General features: G+C 57.4%; 17 protein-coding genes. 7 read left to right on the top strand and 10 right to left on the bottom strand.

Annotation, left to right across the window (positions count from 1 at the left end):
- Nucleotides 1-30: 30 nt before the first annotated feature.
- The 9 genes from AC2FIO_RS15685 to AC2FIO_RS15645 all read right to left on the bottom strand — a co-directional run bounded on the left by AC2FIO_RS15685 (nucleotide 31) and on the right by AC2FIO_RS15645 (nucleotide 6,961).
- The gene (locus AC2FIO_RS15685; RefSeq protein WP_282169801.1) at nucleotides 31-642 is read right to left on the bottom strand and encodes a class I SAM-dependent methyltransferase; all 612 of its coding nucleotides are present in this window, start codon (nucleotides 640-642) and stop codon (nucleotides 31-33) included.
- Nucleotides 643-775: 133 nt separating this feature from the next.
- Nucleotides 776-2,584 (bottom strand): succinate dehydrogenase flavoprotein subunit, encoded by a 1,809-nt coding sequence (gene sdhA, locus AC2FIO_RS15680; protein ID WP_496698772.1) that lies wholly within the window; start codon nucleotides 2,582-2,584, stop codon nucleotides 776-778.
- A gap of 24 nt (nucleotides 2,585-2,608) precedes the next feature.
- Nucleotides 2,609-2,980: a succinate dehydrogenase, hydrophobic membrane anchor protein gene (gene sdhD, locus AC2FIO_RS15675; protein ID WP_496698770.1), complete on the bottom strand. Its 372-nt coding sequence runs from the start codon at nucleotides 2,978-2,980 to the stop codon at nucleotides 2,609-2,611.
- Nucleotides 2,981-2,991: 11 nt separating this feature from the next.
- Nucleotides 2,992-3,375, bottom strand: coding sequence for a succinate dehydrogenase, cytochrome b556 subunit (gene sdhC, locus AC2FIO_RS15670; RefSeq protein WP_058278905.1), 384 nt, complete (start codon nucleotides 3,373-3,375; stop codon nucleotides 2,992-2,994).
- 200 nt (nucleotides 3,376-3,575) lie between these two features.
- Nucleotides 3,576-4,238 carry a DUF1194 domain-containing protein gene (locus AC2FIO_RS15665; protein WP_496698768.1) on the bottom strand — a complete coding sequence of 221 codons (663 nt, stop codon included), beginning with the start codon at nucleotides 4,236-4,238 and terminating at the stop codon, nucleotides 3,576-3,578.
- 57 nt (nucleotides 4,239-4,295) lie between these two features.
- Nucleotides 4,296-5,324, bottom strand: coding sequence for a MaoC family dehydratase (locus AC2FIO_RS15660; RefSeq protein ID WP_496698766.1), 1,029 nt, complete (start codon nucleotides 5,322-5,324; stop codon nucleotides 4,296-4,298).
- Complete coding sequence (locus AC2FIO_RS15655) at nucleotides 5,324-5,530, bottom strand: DUF1737 domain-containing protein (protein ID WP_496698764.1); 207 nt, start codon at nucleotides 5,528-5,530, stop codon at nucleotides 5,324-5,326. The genes AC2FIO_RS15660 and AC2FIO_RS15655 overlap by 1 nt, the downstream gene beginning before the upstream one ends.
- Nucleotides 5,531-5,542: 12 nt before the next feature.
- On the bottom strand, nucleotides 5,543-6,097 hold the full coding sequence (locus AC2FIO_RS15650; protein WP_058273530.1) for an NnrU family protein: 555 nt from the start codon (nucleotides 6,095-6,097) through the stop codon (nucleotides 5,543-5,545).
- Nucleotides 6,098-6,103: 6 nt separating this feature from the next.
- Nucleotides 6,104-6,961, bottom strand: a complete 858-nt coding sequence (locus AC2FIO_RS15645; RefSeq protein WP_058278787.1) for an HpcH/HpaI aldolase/citrate lyase family protein — start codon at nucleotides 6,959-6,961, stop codon at nucleotides 6,104-6,106.
- Between the two features lie 170 nt (nucleotides 6,962-7,131).
- Between AC2FIO_RS15645 and AC2FIO_RS15640 the strand changes: the two genes are divergently transcribed.
- Nucleotides 7,132-7,431 (top strand): hypothetical protein, encoded by a 300-nt coding sequence (locus tag AC2FIO_RS15640; RefSeq protein WP_282120109.1) that lies wholly within the window; start codon nucleotides 7,132-7,134, stop codon nucleotides 7,429-7,431.
- On the opposite strand, the gene AC2FIO_RS15635 is transcribed toward AC2FIO_RS15640, so the two are convergent.
- A complete protein-coding gene (locus AC2FIO_RS15635; RefSeq protein ID WP_058273684.1) occupies nucleotides 7,432-8,187 on the bottom strand; it encodes a sulfite exporter TauE/SafE family protein in 756 nt (251 codons plus the stop codon).
- Between the two features lie 160 nt (nucleotides 8,188-8,347).
- On the opposite strand from AC2FIO_RS15635, the gene mdh reads away from it, so the two are divergent.
- The 6 genes from mdh (at nucleotide 8,348) to AC2FIO_RS15605 (ending at nucleotide 15,987) form a co-directional block, all read left to right on the top strand.
- Nucleotides 8,348-9,310 carry a malate dehydrogenase gene (gene mdh, locus AC2FIO_RS15630; protein ID WP_058273532.1) on the top strand — a complete coding sequence of 321 codons (963 nt, stop codon included), beginning with the start codon at nucleotides 8,348-8,350 and terminating at the stop codon, nucleotides 9,308-9,310.
- A 363-nt stretch (nucleotides 9,311-9,673) separates the two neighbouring features.
- Nucleotides 9,674-10,867, top strand: a complete 1,194-nt coding sequence (gene sucC / locus AC2FIO_RS15625) for an ADP-forming succinate--CoA ligase subunit beta (protein WP_058273533.1) — start codon at nucleotides 9,674-9,676, stop codon at nucleotides 10,865-10,867.
- Between the two features lie 83 nt (nucleotides 10,868-10,950).
- Nucleotides 10,951-11,832 (top strand): succinate--CoA ligase subunit alpha, encoded by an 882-nt coding sequence (gene sucD, locus AC2FIO_RS15620; protein WP_058273535.1) that lies wholly within the window; start codon nucleotides 10,951-10,953, stop codon nucleotides 11,830-11,832.
- Between the two features lie 149 nt (nucleotides 11,833-11,981).
- A complete protein-coding gene (locus tag AC2FIO_RS15615; RefSeq protein WP_282120107.1) occupies nucleotides 11,982-12,494 on the top strand; it encodes a DUF805 domain-containing protein in 513 nt (170 codons plus the stop codon).
- The gene (locus AC2FIO_RS15610; RefSeq protein ID WP_282120106.1) at nucleotides 12,491-13,033 is read left to right on the top strand and encodes a DUF805 domain-containing protein; all 543 of its coding nucleotides are present in this window, start codon (nucleotides 12,491-12,493) and stop codon (nucleotides 13,031-13,033) included. The genes AC2FIO_RS15615 and AC2FIO_RS15610 overlap by 4 nt, the downstream gene beginning before the upstream one ends.
- Complete coding sequence (locus AC2FIO_RS15605) at nucleotides 13,030-15,987, top strand: 2-oxoglutarate dehydrogenase E1 component (RefSeq protein WP_058278793.1); 2,958 nt, start codon at nucleotides 13,030-13,032, stop codon at nucleotides 15,985-15,987. Before AC2FIO_RS15610 ends, AC2FIO_RS15605 begins: the two co-directional genes overlap by 4 nt.
- Nucleotides 15,988-15,990: the final 3 nt, after the last annotated feature.

Raw genomic sequence — 15,990 nt, 5'->3', positions numbered from 1 at the left:
TCCCGTAAAGGGTAGGAGGCCATATGTGCTCTAACCGCCATCACTCAACCTTTCGAAAACTTTAAACGAAGCGAAACTGTATCTGCGGGAATTGCCGTGGCCGTCCCGATTGAACGGGTTTGTCTCACCGCAATACATCTTCCAATTTGAGAACCGGTCTGCGACCCAGTTCGAATACTCACGATGGCGCACATGAGCGTTGTTTGGGTCAAAGACGAAATCGGACGAATAAATCACCACAAACCGTTTTGCCAAAGAAAACAGCCGATTCATATAGGCCTCAAAAACTTCGTCTTCGACCAGATGATAAATGACGTCCAGGGACAATGCAGCGTCGTGCGGCTCGACCTCCGCATCTGCCGGAAGAAACGTCCAGCCTGAACGCTCGCTGAATTGGGCATTACACTTGCGCACGCATTCTTCCGAGATATCCAGACCTGTGAATTGAGGGATATCAAAAAGGCTTGCCTGATTGCCATCGCCACTGCCCAATTCGACAACCGATTGTACGTCTTCAACTTCGACTAGGGTGTTGATGAAATTGGCCTTGTAAACCGCCAACCGGCCATAAGACCCAGCGCCAGAGTTTCTGCCCTGCGCGTAACGATTGGTCCAGTATTCGTTTGAGGAAAAATTACTCATGCTCGCACATCGACACTAGCGGGGCCGCAGAAACGGGTTCCACGGTCTTTGGGTGCGTATGGTCCTTTTCTCTCAACGATAGTAATCACCGCGTCGCCCCTCGGTCTCTGTCGCGTCTTTAGGTTTTACAACATCAGAACGTCCGCGCTTTGGGCGCGATTTTCTTCAGGCTGATGCCGCCTTCGTCTTCGGTTGTCAGCGGATCGGCAATGACCGGGCGATAGCTGAGATCAACCTGGTTGCCATCAACACGCGACACAGTATGAACGCGCCAGTTCTCATCATCACGCTCGGTGAAATCCTCATGCGCGTGCGCGCCGCGGGATTCCTTACGCGCCTCGGCGCCGACAATCGTGGCCAACGCGCTTGGCATTAGGTTGGTCAGCTCCAGCGTCTCCATCAGATCGCTGTTCCAGACCAGCGAGCGGTCGCTGACTTTCAGGTCGTCCATCTTGGCGGCGATCGCCGTCATCTTGTCGACGCCCTCGGCCATGGTTTTTGCTGTCCGGAAGACCGCTGCGTCTTCCTGCATGGTCTTCTGCATCTCAAGACGCAGATCGGCGGTAGCGATTGCACCGCTGGCATTGCGTACCGCGTCAAAGCGATCGAACGCCTTATCGACGGACGCCCGATTCAGCACCGGGTTCGGTGCCTCGGCATCCACAACCTTGCCCGCTTTGATTGCAGCAGCGCGGCCAAACACTACGAGGTCGATCAGTGAGTTCGAGCCCAAACGGTTCGCCCCGTGAACCGAGGCACAGCCTGCTTCACCCACAGCCATCAATCCGGGGACAACGCCCGTCGGGTTGTCAGCGGTCGGGTTCAGAACCTCACCCCAATAGTTGGTTGGAATGCCGCCCATGTTGTAGTGCACGGTCGGCAGAACCGGTATCGGTTCCTTGGTGACGTCTACGCCCGCAAAGACACGTGCAGACTCGGAAATCCCCGGCAGACGTTCGGCCAGCGCCTCGGCCGGCAGGTGGCTGAGGTTCAGGTGAATGTGGTCGCCACCATCACCATGGCCACGGCCTTCGCGGATCTCCATTGTCATCGACCGCGAGACGTAGTCACGCGGCGCGAGGTCCTTGTACTGGGGCGCATAACGCTCCATGAACCGTTCGCCTTCGGAGTTGGTTAGGTAACCGCCCTCACCACGCGCGCCTTCGGTGATCAGGCAGCCAGAGCCGTAGATGCCGGTCGGGTGGAACTGAACGAACTCCATATCCTGCAGGGCCAGACCCGCGCGGGCCACCATGCCGCCACCATCGCCGGTGCAGGTATGGGCCGATGTTGCGCTGAAGTAGGCGCGGCCGTAACCGCCGGTTGCCAGCACTACCATCTTGGCGTTGAAGACATGCATCGTTCCGTCGTCCAGCTTCCAGCAGACAACGCCCTGACACTGCCCGTCTTCGGACATGATTAGGTCGATGGCGAAGTATTCGATATAAAATTCAGCGTTGTTCTTCAGCGACTGACCATACAGCGTGTGCAGGATTGCGTGACCGGTCCGGTCAGCAGCCGCACAGGTCCGCTGCACGGCCGGGCCTTCACCAAACTCGGTGGTGTGACCGCCGAAGGGACGCTGGTAGATCTTGCCTTCCTCAGTCCGGCTGAACGGCACGCCATAGTGTTCCAGTTCGTACACAGCCTTGGGGGCTTCACGCGCAAGGTATTCCATCGCGTCGGTGTCACCCAGCCAGTCCGAGCCTTTGACGGTGTCGTACATGTGCCACTGCCAGTGGTCCGGGCCCATGTTGGACAGAGATGCGGCGATTCCGCCCTGCGCGGCAACCGTGTGCGAGCGTGTCGGAAACACCTTCGTGACACATGCCGTGCGCAGACCTTGTTCTGCCATGCCCAGCGTGGCGCGCAGACCAGCGCCGCCAGCGCCGACAACAACCACGTCATATTCGTGTGTTTCGTATTCGTATGCAGCTGTCATTTGATTATTTCCTTACCGCGCGTTTCACAGAGCCAGCTTGATCAGGGCAAACAGCCCGGCAGCTATCAATGTGTAGCCAAACGCCGCGACGGCCATGAGGCTCAGCTTTTCTGCGACACCATGGACATAGTCTTCAATTGCGACCTGAGTTTCGTGGACCAGATGGATGATGACGACAACCATTGTCAGCCCGGTCACAATCGCCGGGAAGGGACGGCCATAATAAACCAGGACTTCTTCGTATGACCTGCCCAATCCGTTTGCGAAGACGAAGACAAACAGCGGTACAAGAAAGACAAGTGCCGCCGAGCTTACCATCATCTGCCAGTGATGATGCGTACCTTCGCCTCCGGCACCGGCACCCTGCGCGCGTTTGCGGTCAGTGAGGTAATTCATGGCCAATCTCCTTAAACCGCAATTGCCGTGATGAAGGCGAGGATGGTGGCCAACACCAGCATGCCGATCCCCATCTTTTCGGAGATACCGACATCTACGCAATACCCCAGATCCCAGATCACGTGACGCAGACGACCCAGCATGTGATAGAAGATCGCCCAGGTCGCAGCGAACATCACCAGATCACCCAGCCAGCTTCTCATCAGCCCATCGATGAAGTTGAATGCCGTTTCGGACGTTGCCGCCGCCAGAAACCACCAGACGACAAAGAATGCGATCGCAAGTGACGCAATACCCGTGATGCGCACAAGGATCGATGTCATCGAAGTCAGTTGGGGGCGGTAGATCGTGAGGTGAGGTGAAAGAGGGCGGTTGCCCCGATTTACATCGGCCATGTTGGCTCCTTTACGGTTGGCTTCCGAAGGTTTTACTGTTTTTTGCGGTTCTGTCACGTGCTGCAGATGCAAAAAAGTTCACAATTGACGCAAAATGACGGATATTTGCATTATGTGATCACACAAAATAAGCTCGTGATCACAAATTGTTTTCCATCCATCACGATGTTAGCGCCTGCAGATTCGATTCTGTTGTGCGGCTATTTCAAATCAGCGGTTTGCTGGGTCACCTCGCGCAGCAGTTTCTTACGAATCCGCTCGGGATAGTCTGCAAACCCTGAGGCTGAGACGACAAACGCCCCCTCGCCCACGATCACATTTTCAAAGAAATACGCGGTCAGATCCGGTTCGCTTTCTTCGATTGCAATCGCGTTCACCGTCACACCGCGTGTCTGCAGAATTCTGTGTACGTCCGATGGTTCAACCCCCTCGTTCGACACCCCATCGCCAGAGATATCGATCAGGTGGCGCTTGCAATCCGACACCGTATCGAAATAGGACATGGTCGATTCCAGCGCCTCGCCAATTGCGGTGGAAAAGTTGCGCCAGACCCTGGGATCGTTGGCCACTTTTACAGCAAACTGATCAATTGCCTCGAAACTGTCGATATGTGTCCACGGAACAGTGACCATCTGACGAGAGGACCCTGTCCACTGCACCAGCATCACGCGGGCTTTCCCGCGCACCAATGCCTCGGACACGATCGGGTCACGCAAACCGGCTGCTAGGCCATCCATTTGTATTCGATACTCAGTCGAATCGACCGACCCCGAGACGTCTACAGCGAGTGCCAATGCCAAATCGCAAGCATATGCAGGTGGCGTCAGACAGACGCAGGCAGCTATTGTGCGAAGCAAGGTCATGACCACAGCCTAACACGATTGGCGCTGGCTGCGATCAAATGAATGTCACCACGAGTATCAGATCGGCATCAAAGCCCAGTAATCCAGATCAAGCAGGACATTGGGCAGATAACGACCGTCTTCGTTTTTCAACTCAAACGGCGCGCCGCCCTTGGTTGCGACCAACCGTAGGCGCACGGCGCCGACGCCCGGAATGGCAGTTTCCGCCTTGTCCAGAACTTCGGACCAGGCCTTGATCGTGTCGCCCGCAAAACAGGGGTTAGCGTGCGCGCCACCGTTCAGGCCAACGATCATCTGTGCATTAGCCAGCCCGTTGAACGACAGGGTCCGCGCCATGGAAATCACGTGACCGCCATAGATCAGCCGCCCTTCGGGGCGGAAGGTCAGATCGAAATGCACCTTGGCGGTGTTCTGCCACAGGCGGGTCGCCAGCATATGTTCGGCCTCTTCGACCGTGACGCCATCGACGTGATCGATTTTCTCGCCAATCTCATAGTCGCCCCAGCGATGCGCCTCACCAGCCTGAGCGAAATCGTACTGAGAGAAATCAAGGCCCTCGGGCGCGATCAGATCCTTCGCATCCAGCGACTTCTTCAGTTCAGGCACCACAGTCTCGGGCGCGGGCGCATCCATATCCGATTTCCGCACCATGACCCAACGCACGTATTCGATGACAACCTCATCGCGCTGGTTCAGACCGCGCGTGCGCACCCAGACAACACCGGTCTTGCCGTTCGAGTTCTGTTTGAGGCCGATCACCTCGGATTCCGAACGCAAGGTATCGTCGGGATAGACCGGCTTAAGCCAGCGCCCTTCAGCATACCCCAGATTGGCGACCGCATTCAGCGACACATCAGGGACAGTCTTGCCAAACACGACGTGGAATGCAGCAAGATCATCAATCGGGCTTTGCGGCAGACCACAATTCCGGGCGAACTCGTCCGAGGAATACAGCGCATGCCGCGCCGGATAGAGCGCGTGGTACAGCGCCCGCTCGCCATTGGTCACCGTGCGCGGCACGGCATGGTGCAACACCTGACCAATGGAGTAATCCTCGAAAAAGCGGCCCGAATTGGTTTTTGCCATTATTGCTGTCCCAGTTTCATGTCAGGTGAATAGTTGGCCTCGACCTCTTTAGTCACGGCTTGCGCGCAGCGCATCATGCGGCTGTTTTCGTCATAGGCATAGGACGGGTCGCCATAGAGCTCCCACCCTTTTGCCAATGCGTCTGTTACTTTGTGGCAGAAGGCCGAGGTGTCTTCTTCGGTCAACAAACGGTAGAGTTTTGCCATGATGTCAGATCCTTACGAGGGGAACGGCGACGGGCCGACCAGCCCGTGAACGTAGCCGATGACACCCAGCAGCACGATCGAGGCCACAAAGAACATCGCGTCCTTCCCATAGGTTCCGGGTTCACCGGGGGTCCAGTCAGGCTGCGACTTGTTGATCACGATCACTTCGACAACGGCCCAAGCCAACAACCCGCCGAACAGGATGATCGAGGCCAGATCGCCATTGACCAGCAAATGCGCAAAAGCCCACAGTTTAAACCCGCCCAGCATCGGATGGCGCAGCTTGTTCAGTACGCGGCCCTTGGTTCCGGCGGGGCTCATCATGTAGATCGCAATCAACACCAGCAGGTTATTGATATGGATCATAAAACTCGGCGGGGCCCAGACATGGATGAAGTCGGTCATGCGATAGCCGAAGATCATCAGCAGGATCGATGCCACCAAGGCCAGCGCGACCGCGCCCTTGCCGGCGTCGCCCATCGCAGCGCGACGCTCTGGCATCACACGTTTGAACAGATGCGCGGCCCACCAAAGTGCCACACCGAGAATGAGAAGAACAAAGCCCATGCTGGCTTACCCCGCTTGCAAAGCTGTAATTGCCTCCGCTTTTGCCAGAATTTCGCGGGCAGTTACAACGTGCAGATTTTCAACGATCTTGCCGTCGACCACGGCAACGCCCTGTCCTTGCGCCTCAACCTCTTCGAAAGCGGCAATCTGGCGACGGGCCAGATCGATCTCGGTCTCCGACGGGGCATAGGCTGCATTGGTGACATCGACCTGTGCGGGATGGATCAGGGTTTTACCGTCAAAACCCATGTCGCGGCCTTGCGCACATTCAGCGGCCAGACCTTCGGCGTCCTTGAATGCGTTGTAGACACCATCGACAACGATCAGCCCCTCGGCCTTGGCGGCTAGCAGGCACAGGCCCAGCGAAGTCATCAGGGGCAGGCGATCTGGACGGAAGCGGGTTTGCAACTCCTTCGCCAAATCATTTGTCCCCATGACAAACCCCGCCATCAGCGGATGGGCGGCAATCTCGGCCGCATTGAGCATCCCGCGCGGGGTTTCCATCATCGCCCAGATTGGCAGGTCACCGGTAATCGCGGCCAATGCGTCCACGTCCGCAGCTGAATTCACCTTGGGCAGCAGGACCACATCGGCATCCATCTCGCGCACGGCCTCAGCGTCAGCACGGCCCCATTCGGTATCCAGACCGTTGATGCGCACGATCTTGACCCGTTCCCCATAACCGCCCGCGGCCAGAGCCGCCTTAAGCGTTTCGCGTGCATTGCCCTTCTCATCAGCAGAAACCGCGTCCTCAAGATCAAAAATGATCGCGTCCACAGGCAAAGTGCGTGCCTTGTCCAACGCCCGGTCTTTCGAACCGGGGATATAAAGAACAGAACGATAGGGGCGCTGGCGCGAGTCCATTGGCTTCTCCCGAAGAAATAAAGTTGCGCGGAATTGGGCATTTTTTGTCGGAAAGTTCAAGCGCAAAATCGCCGCATCGCAGCATTTGCGACGCAACGTGCGTTCCTTTAACCGGATTTCGGTCCAACGGCGGCACCCTGACCGGCAAAAGAAATCGAAAAGGGTCAAAGATGCACAAGACACTGCTGAAGATGACGATGGGCCTCGGAATCATGGTTCTGGCTGCGCAACAGGCCCACGCCCGCAACTGCGCACCACGTGACGAGGTGATAAAACGGCTGACCGAAACTTACGGCGAAACGCGCCAGGGGATCGGCATCGCGCGTCAAGGCGCGGTGATGGAGCTCTATGCGTCGGACCAAAGCGGCAGCTGGACGATCACCGTGACATTGCCGGATGGAATGACCTGCCTTGTTGCCTCGGGTCAGGCTTATGAAATGATCGCCGATGCCCTGCCGCCCAACGTCTGATCAGGTCAAAGCGTCCCAGATCAGTTTACTGCCCGTGAGCGTCAGCAGCACATAGGCGATGCCAAAGAACAGGCGCTCGGACAGCATGAAATGCGCCCGGACGCCCAGCCAGGCACCAAGAATCGCAAATGGTGTCAAAAGCAGATCGGCCCACGCGGTGTGCCAAGTGAAAAGGCCAAGATAGGCGTAAGGCACAAATTTCGTGATGTTGATGACCCAGAAGGCCAATACAGTGCTGGCCTGAAACTCGGTCTTCGACAGGCGTTGCGACAGCAGGTAAACGGCGGCTGGCGGGCCGCCCGCATGGCTGACAAAGCTGGTGAAGCCGGCAACCAGTCCAGCGAACAGTCCGGCGGGGGCAGGCAGTCTGTTTGTGAAGCCGCGCACCCAGCCTTTGGATTGACTGACGTGCCAAACGACAAAACCAATGGAAATCCCCCCGATCAGTAGGCGCAGCAGATCATCATCGGTGGCGCGATAAAGCCATGCGCCCAACGCCACGCCAGGCACGGCCCCAAGGATCAACAGGCGCGAATCCGGCCAGCTCCAGCGTTTCCAATAGGGCCCAAGAGTTGCAACATCGATCACCATCAAAATCGGCAGCATCAGCGCCAGTGCCTGCCCCGGCTCCAATATCAACGCCAGAATCGATGAGGACGCAAAGGCCACGCCCGAGCCAAAGCCACCCTTCGAAATACCCGCAAAGATCACAGCCGGGATCGCTACAACAAAAAACATCAGGTTCAATTCGAACATGCAGCGCCCCGGTTTCGGCCTGTATCCTTGGCCGTTTAGCGCAATCAGCACAGGCAGTGCAAACGGTATGCGGTTGCATGCCGCGCCGCTGAACACTTGCGCGAAAGCCATTTAGCGACTAGCACAGCCGCGATTTCAATTCCGACCGGAGATTTTCCAAATGGCCAGACCCAAGATTGCGCTTATCGGCGCTGGGAACATCGGCGGCACGCTTGCGCACCTCGCAGCTGTCAAAGAACTGGGTGACGTAGTCCTGTTCGACATCGCAGACGGGCTGCCGCAAGGCAAAGCGCTCGACATCGCTGAATCCGGCCCTTCGGAAGGGTTCGACGCAGCCATGTCCGGCACCAGCGATTATGCCGATATCGCAGGCGCAGACGTCTGCATCGTCACCGCTGGCGTCGCCCGCAAACCCGGCATGAGCCGCGATGACTTGTTGGGCATTAACCTGAAAGTCATGAAGTCGGTTGGCGAAGGCATTGCAGCCCACGCGCCCGACGCGTTCGTGATCTGCATCACCAACCCGCTGGACGCGATGGTCTGGGCTCTGCGTGAGTTCTCGGGCCTGCCGCACAACAAAGTCTGCGGCATGGCTGGCGTTCTGGACTCGGCCCGTTTCGCGCACTTCCTGTCGGAAGAGTTCAACGTCTCGATGCGCGACGTCACCGCGTTTGTTCTGGGCGGCCACGGCGACACAATGGTGCCGTCGGTGCGTTATTCGACCGTTGCCGGTATCCCCCTGCCCGATCTGGTCGAGATGGGCTGGACCACGCAGGATAAGTTGGACGCCATCGTTCAGCGTACCCGTGATGGCGGTGCCGAAATCGTTGGCCTGCTGAAAACTGGCTCGGCTTACTACGCGCCTGCCACTTCGGCGATCGAAATGGCCGAAGCCTATCTGAAAGACCAAAAGCGCGTACTGCCTTGCGCCGCATACTGCAGCGGCGAGCTGGGAGTTGACGGTCTCTATGTCGGCGTTCCGACCGTGATCGGCGCCGGTGGCGTCGAACGGATCGTCGACATCAAGCTGAACGAAGACGAACAAGCCGGGTTCGACAATTCGGTCAATGCCGTCAAAGGTCTGATCGAAGCTTGCAAGGGCATCGACAGCTCGCTGGCCTGATCCCTCTTCAGCTGTAATTCAGAACCCGGTTTACCATTGGTGAGCCGGGTTTTTCTTTGGACGATTGCGGCGCCATTGAATCGACATTTCCCCGGCACAGCTGCCATGTAATCGTTTGAATCCGCCATCTCGGCGGACCGGCTAGGTTTAGCGCTAGCTGAATTCTCTCTTTATTCTAAAGGCCGTCAACGACGACGAATCAAACGGGTGACCTTCATTGCATTTTGTGATCACACCCAAAAAAACCGTGATCACAAATAATGAAAATCTTCGTGAAAAACTGCTTCCCTGTCAAAAAACCCTTTAAACTTGCCCCCTAGACACCCCTATAACGGTGTAACGCAGTCAGACAGGACAGTTTCGATGAACATTCACGAATATCAGGCCAAAGCGCTTCTTCGCAGCTATGGCGCTCCGGTCTCCGAAGGTCGCGCGGTTCTGCGCGCTGAGGAAGCCAAAACCGCAGCCGGTGAACTGGATGGCCCGCTCTGGGTTGTCAAAGCACAGATCCACGCGGGTGGCCGCGGAAAGGGCTCCTTCAAAGAGGCTGACGCCGGTGAAAAAGGCGGTGTTCGTCTGACCAAGTCGGTGGAAGAAGCATCCGAGGAAGCCAAGAAGATGCTGGGCCGTACTCTGGTCACGCATCAAACCGGCCCCGCGGGCAAGCAAGTCAACCGCATCTACATCGAAGCCGGTTCCGGCATCGAGCGTGAACTGTACCTTGCCCTGCTGGTGGATCGCCAGACCAGCCGCATCTCATTCGTGTGTTCGACCGAAGGTGGCATGGACATCGAAGAGGTTGCCGCGGCAACGCCCGAGAAAATCCTGTCCTTCTCGGTCGATCCGGCAACAGGCTATCAGCCCTATCATGGCCGTCGCATCGCCTTCTCGCTGGGCCTGGAAGGTGCGCAAGTCAAGCAGTGCGTCAAACTGATGAGCCAGCTGTATGCCGCCTTCGTCGAGAAGGACATGGAGATGCTGGAGATCAACCCGCTGATCGTGTCCGACAAGGGCGACCTCAAGGTGCTGGACGCCAAGGTCGGCTTTGACGGTAACGCGGTCTACCGCCACCCCGACATCGCTGAGCTGCGCGACACGACCGAGGAAGACCCCAAGGAATTGGAAGCCTCTAAATACGACCTGAACTACATCGCGTTGGATGGTGAGATCGGCTGCATGGTCAACGGTGCCGGCCTGGCGATGGCGACCATGGACATCATCAAGCTGTATGGGGCTGAGCCTGCAAACTTCCTCGACGTGGGTGGCGGTGCCACCAAAGAGAAAGTGACCGAGGCGTTCAAGATCATCACCTCTGACCCGCAGGTCAAAGGCATCCTGGTCAACATCTTCGGTGGCATCATGCGCTGTGACGTCATCGCCGAGGGCGTCGTCGCCGCAGTGAAAGAGGTCGGCCTGCAGGTTCCGCTGGTCGTGCGTCTGGAAGGCACCAATGTCGAGAAGGGCAAAGAGATCATCAACACCTCTGGCCTGGACGTGATCGCGGCGGACAACCTGAAAGACGGTGCCGAGAAGATCGTGAAGGCCGTCAAAGGCTAATCCCAATTCAGTGGGGTGGGATTTGCCCACCTTTCCGACGAATTCAGGCAGGCTCAGGCCCGCTTAAAACAGGAGAATGCCAAATGGCAGTCCTCATCGACGAAAATACCAAAGTGATCTGTCAGGGCTTTACCGGCTCGCAGGGCACATTCCACTCTGAACAGGCCATCGCCTATGGCACCAAGATGGTCGGCGGCGTGACCCCCGGCAAAGGCGGGATGACCCATCTTGACCTGCCCGTATTCAACTCGGTCCACGAGGCCAAGCATGTGACCGAAGCCAACGCCAGCGTGATCTATGTGCCCCCGCCCTTTGCGGCAGACTCGATCCTCGAAGCGATTGATGCCGAGATGGAAGTGATCGTCTGCATCACCGAAGGCATCCCGGTTCTGGACATGATGAAGGTGAAGCGCGCTCTAGAGGGCAGCAAGTCACGCCTGATCGGCCCGAACTGCCCCGGTGTGATCACGCCCGATGCCTGCAAGATCGGCATCATGCCCGGCCACATTCACAAACGCGGGAGTGTGGGTGTCGTTTCCCGCTCGGGTACGCTTACTTATGAAGCTGTGAAACAGACAACAGACGTAGGCCTGGGTCAGTCCACCTGCGTGGGCATCGGCGGCGACCCGATCAAAGGGACTGAGCATATCGACGTGCTGGAATGGTTCCTGGCCGATGACGAAACCCACTCGATCATCATGATCGGTGAGATCGGTGGCTCGGCCGAAGAAGAAGCCGCGCAGTTCCTGGCAGATGAGGCCAAGAAGGGCCGCTCGAAACCCACCGCTGGTTTTATTGCGGGTCGCACGGCTCCTCCGGGCCGCCGCATGGGCCACGCAGGCGCGATCGTCGCCGGTGGCAAAGGCGGTGCCGAAGACAAGATCGAAGCCATGCGCTCGGCCGGTATCGTCGTGGCCGAAAGCCCTGCCCAGCTGGGTGAGGCTGTTCTGGAAGCGATTGGGTAAGTGACCGAGGGCCGGGTATATGTTCTGAGGGCAGCGCCCGGCCCGAGGGTGGGTGCAATGCGCCCGCCCACCAAAACATTGGTTTGCCTTCGGCAAAACGAGGCGGGTCGGGCGCTGCCCGGCAATGCTCACCGGTTGGGTCAATATTGATGGGACCAGTGCAGGCTATATCGACCGGACTGCGGAAAACCTTGGTTTATTCCGGCAGAGCCACACGCTCAGAATTCTGGTGGTTTGCGCCGGTCGCGCTGGTCTTTCCGATGTTAGCGATTACACAACTTAACTGGCAGAACGCCGAGATTTTGGGCATCTGGCAACTGTTTGTAGTAATGGTAGCATCTGTTCCTCTGCTATCGGCCATGAGCCGCCGGTTACAAGACACTGGGGAGGAGGGTCGTCAGGCATTCTATCCTTTCATGCCTCTGATTACTCTCTGGCTCGGTTATCAGATGATGTACTGGCTCGGGTTGGTGCTGCTAACCAGTAGCGGTTTCGGAATCCTTTTTCTGGGGTTATTCGCTTTGGTGCTAGTAGCAATTGTGCTCCTTGTTGGATTTATCTCAAGCGCGCTAATTGCCGCCAACGTTATTGGCATGATGCTTGTAGCATCAGATCCGCAAAGCAATCGTTTCGGAGCGCCCGAGTTAGGAGTGACCCCATGACCTTCTCCGACGCCATGCGCACTTGTTTCTCCAAGTTTTTCACCTTCTCAGGTCGTGCCTCGCGGCCCGAGTACTGGTTCTTTTTCCTGTTCATCGTGATCTGGAACGTCATCGCCGGGATCATCGACTGGCAGTTCTTCACACAGGTCGCCACGACACAGACCGATGAAATCAAACAAGTCACTGCAACGTCCAACCAGCCGGTGCAAAGCATCGTGGGCTTGATCGTGTTCATCCCGCATCTGGCCGTCGCGTGGCGACGGATGCATGACACCGGGCGCAGTGGGCTTTTTGCCTTGCTACCGATCCTGCTGATCCTCGGTGCCGGGGCGGTTCTGTTCTTCGGCATCGGCCTTGCCTCCAGTTTCCAGCATGGCGGTAATCTGGACATCCTATTCACCCGCGCCACGTTGCTGGTCGTGATCCCGACACTGCTTGTTTTGTTTGTGTCGCCCCTCCTGGTTCTGTGGTGGCTGACCCGCCCCAGCCAACCAGGCACCAATCAATACGGTCCCAACCCACATGAGGTAGCCCAATGACCGAACATACGCCCAATTCTGCCTTTCATGCTTCTAGCTTTATGCAGGGGCATAATGCTGAATATCTGGAGCAGCTTTATGCCCAGTACGCCAAGGACCCGAACGCTGTAGATGCGGCCTGGGTCGATTTTTTCCGGGCGATGGGCGACGCCACGCCGGACGTCCAGCGCGAGGCCGAAGGGCCATCCTGGGCTCGGACCGACTGGCCTCCGATGCCGACGGATGACCTGACTGGCGCGTTGACGGGCGAATGGGCCGAAATCGACGCCAAGGCGGCAGGCGACAAGATTAAGGACAAGGCCGAGGCCAAGGGCGTTCAGGTCAGCGAAGACCAGATCAAACGGGCGGTTCTGGACAGTCTGCGGGCACTGATGCTGATCCGGGCTTATCGTATCCGGGGCCATCTTGCTGCTAATCTGGACCCGTTGGGCATGCGCGCCGCCAGCACCCACCCGGAATTGGACCCCAGGACGTATGGCTTCACCGAAGCCGACATGGACCGCCCGATCTTTATCGACAACGTGCTGGGTTTGCAGATGGCCAGCATGCGCCAGATTGTCGAGATCGTGAAACGGACCTATTGCGGCACATTCGCGCTGCAGTACATGCATATCTCAAATCCGGAAGAAGCCGCGTGGCTGAAGGAACGGATCGAGGGGTACGGCAAGGAAATTCAGTTCACCAAGGAAGGCCGCAAGGCGATCCTGAACAAGATGGTCGAGGCCGAAGGCTTCGAGAAGTTCCTGCACGTTAAATACATGGGCACCAAGCGTTTCGGCCTGGACGGCGGCGAAGCCTTGATCCCCGCGATGGAGCAGATCATCAAGCGCGGCGGTGCGCTGGGTGTCAGCGACATCGTCATCGGCATGCCGCACCGGGGCCGCCTGAACATTCTGGCCAATGTTATGCGCAAGCCTTATCGCGCGATCTTCAACGAGTTCCAGGGCGGCAGCTTCAAACCCGAAGATGTGGATGGTTCCGGCGATGTGAAATACCACCTCGGCGCGTCCAGCGACCGTGAATTCAATGGCAACAGTGTCCATCTGTCGCTGACTGCAAACCCCTCCCACCTTGAGGCTGTGAACCCGGTTGTTCTGGGCAAGGTTCGCGCAAAACAGGATCAGTTGGGTGACGAAGACCGGACCAAGGTGATGGGCATCCTGCTGCACGGCGATGCGGCCTTTGCGGGTCAAGGTGTTGTCGCCGAAGGCTTTGGCCTGTCCGGCCTTAAGGGTCATAAGACCGGCGGCACGATGCATATCGTGGTGAACAACCAGATTGGCTTTACCACCGCGCCGCATTTCAGCCGCTCCAGCCCCTACCCCACCGATATCGCCCTGATGGTTGAGGCACCGATCTTCCACGTGAATGGCGACGATCCCGAGGCTGTAACACATGCCGCCAAGGTTGCGACCGAATTCCGGCAGAAGTTCCACAAGGACGTGGTTATCGACATCTTCTGCTATCGCCGGTTCGGGCATAACGAGGGCGATGAGCCCATGTTCACCAACCCGATCATGTACAAGAAGATCAAGACGCATAAGACCACGCTGTCGCTGTACACCGAGCGTCTCGTGAAAGACGGCCTTATCCCCGAAGGCGAAATCGAGGATATGAAGGCCGCCTTCCAGGCGCATCTGAATGATGAGTTCGAGGCGGGCAAAGACTATAAGCCCAACAAGGCTGACTGGCTGGACGGGCGCTGGTCGCATCTGGACAAGAACAAAGATGAATATGTCCGCGGTGACACAGCAATTAAACCGGAAACGCTGGCGCAGATTGGCAACGCGCTGAGCCACACACCAGCAGATATCGCAGTGCACCGTACCGTCTCACGTCTTTTGGATCAAAAGAAACAGATGTTCGAAAGCGGCAAAGGGTTTGACTGGGCGACTGGTGAGGCCCTGGCCTTTGGCTCTCTGCTGACCGAAGGCTATCCGGTGCGCCTGTCAGGGCAAGATGCGACGCGCGGGACGTTCAGTCAGCGTCACTCGGGTTTCATACATCAGGAAACTGAAGAACGGTACTACCCACTGAACAACATTCGTGAGGGCCAGTCGAAATACGATGTAATCGACTCGATGCTCAGCGAATATGCGGTGCTGGGCTTTGAATATGGATTCTCACTGGCGGAACCAAATGCACTGACCCTGTGGGAAGCGCAGTTTGGCGATTTTGCCAACGGCGCGCAAATTATGTTCGACCAGTTCATCAGCTCGGGCGAAAGCAAATGGCTGCGCATGTCCGGTCTGGTTTGCCTGTTGCCACACGGCTTCGAAGGTCAGGGGCCTGAACACTCGTCAGCGCGTCTGGAACGGTTCCTGCAGATGTGTGGTCAGGACAACTGGATCGTGGCCAACTGCACGACCCCTGCGAATTACTTTCACATCCTGCGCCGTCAGCTGCACCGGACCTTCCGCAAGCCGCTGATCCTGGTGACGCCCAAATCGTTACTGCGCCACAAGCTGGCGGTCAGCACAGCAGAAGAGTTCACCACTGGTTCAAGCTTCCATCGCGTGTTGTGGGACGATGCACAGCACGGAAACTCGGAAACCAAATTGGTCAAGGACGACAAGGTCAAACGCGTGGTGATGTGTTCCGGCAAGGTCTACTACGATCTGCTGGAAGAACGCGATGCGCGCGGCATCGATGATGTCTACCTGATGCGGATTGAGCAGTTCTATCCCTTCCCGGCGCATTCGCTGATTAATGAGTTGGAGCGCTTTAAGGGTGCCGAAATGATCTGGTGTCAGGAAGAACCCAAGAACCAGGGTGCATGGACCTTTATCGAACCGAATATCGAATGGGTTCTGACCCGCATCGGCGCCAAGCACACACGGCCGCGTTATGTCGGCCGCTCCACATCGGCTTCTCCCGCGACGGGTCTGGCCAGCCAACACAAAGCCCAACAAGAAGCGCTGGTCGACGAAGCGCTGAGCATTGAAGGAAAATAATCG

The sequence above is a fragment of the Ruegeria sp. CDSB086 genome, from assembly GCF_059611065.1.
This window is presented reverse-complemented; position numbering and strand designations above follow the sequence as displayed.

What these genes read in the sequence shown, in the direction of transcription:
- AC2FIO_RS15640 (WP_282120109.1), top strand. Translation starts at nt 7,132, where the DNA reads ATGCACAAGACACTGCTGAAGATGACGATGGGCCTCGGAATCATGGTT.
- AC2FIO_RS15645 (WP_058278787.1), bottom strand. Translation starts at nt 6,961, where the DNA reads ATGGACTCGCGCCAGCGCCCCTATCGTTCTGTTCTTTATATCCCCGGT.
- AC2FIO_RS15635 (WP_058273684.1), bottom strand. Translation starts at nt 8,187, where the DNA reads ATGTTCGAATTGAACCTGATGTTTTTTGTTGTAGCGATCCCGGCTGTG.
- AC2FIO_RS15655 (WP_496698764.1), bottom strand. Translation starts at nt 5,530, where the DNA reads ATGGCAAAACTCTACCGTTTGTTGACCGAAGAAGACACCTCGGCCTTC.
- sucD (WP_058273535.1), top strand. Translation starts at nt 10,951, where the DNA reads ATGGCAGTCCTCATCGACGAAAATACCAAAGTGATCTGTCAGGGCTTT.
- sdhD (WP_496698770.1), bottom strand. Translation starts at nt 2,980, where the DNA reads ATGAATTACCTCACTGACCGCAAACGCGCGCAGGGTGCCGGTGCCGGA.
- AC2FIO_RS15685 (WP_282169801.1), bottom strand. Translation starts at nt 642, where the DNA reads ATGAGTAATTTTTCCTCAAACGAATACTGGACCAATCGTTACGCGCAG.
- AC2FIO_RS15615 (WP_282120107.1), top strand. Translation starts at nt 11,982, where the DNA reads ATGGGACCAGTGCAGGCTATATCGACCGGACTGCGGAAAACCTTGGTT.
- sdhC (WP_058278905.1), bottom strand. Translation starts at nt 3,375, where the DNA reads ATGGCCGATGTAAATCGGGGCAACCGCCCTCTTTCACCTCACCTCACG.
- AC2FIO_RS15610 (WP_282120106.1), top strand. Translation starts at nt 12,491, where the DNA reads ATGACCTTCTCCGACGCCATGCGCACTTGTTTCTCCAAGTTTTTCACC.
- AC2FIO_RS15660 (WP_496698766.1), bottom strand. Translation starts at nt 5,324, where the DNA reads ATGGCAAAAACCAATTCGGGCCGCTTTTTCGAGGATTACTCCATTGGT.
- AC2FIO_RS15650 (WP_058273530.1), bottom strand. Translation starts at nt 6,097, where the DNA reads ATGGGCTTTGTTCTTCTCATTCTCGGTGTGGCACTTTGGTGGGCCGCG.
- sucC (WP_058273533.1), top strand. Translation starts at nt 9,674, where the DNA reads ATGAACATTCACGAATATCAGGCCAAAGCGCTTCTTCGCAGCTATGGC.
- sdhA (WP_496698772.1), bottom strand. Translation starts at nt 2,584, where the DNA reads ATGACAGCTGCATACGAATACGAAACACACGAATATGACGTGGTTGTT.
- AC2FIO_RS15665 (WP_496698768.1), bottom strand. Translation starts at nt 4,238, where the DNA reads ATGACCTTGCTTCGCACAATAGCTGCCTGCGTCTGTCTGACGCCACCT.
- AC2FIO_RS15605 (WP_058278793.1), top strand. Translation starts at nt 13,030, where the DNA reads ATGACCGAACATACGCCCAATTCTGCCTTTCATGCTTCTAGCTTTATG.
- mdh (WP_058273532.1), top strand. Translation starts at nt 8,348, where the DNA reads ATGGCCAGACCCAAGATTGCGCTTATCGGCGCTGGGAACATCGGCGGC.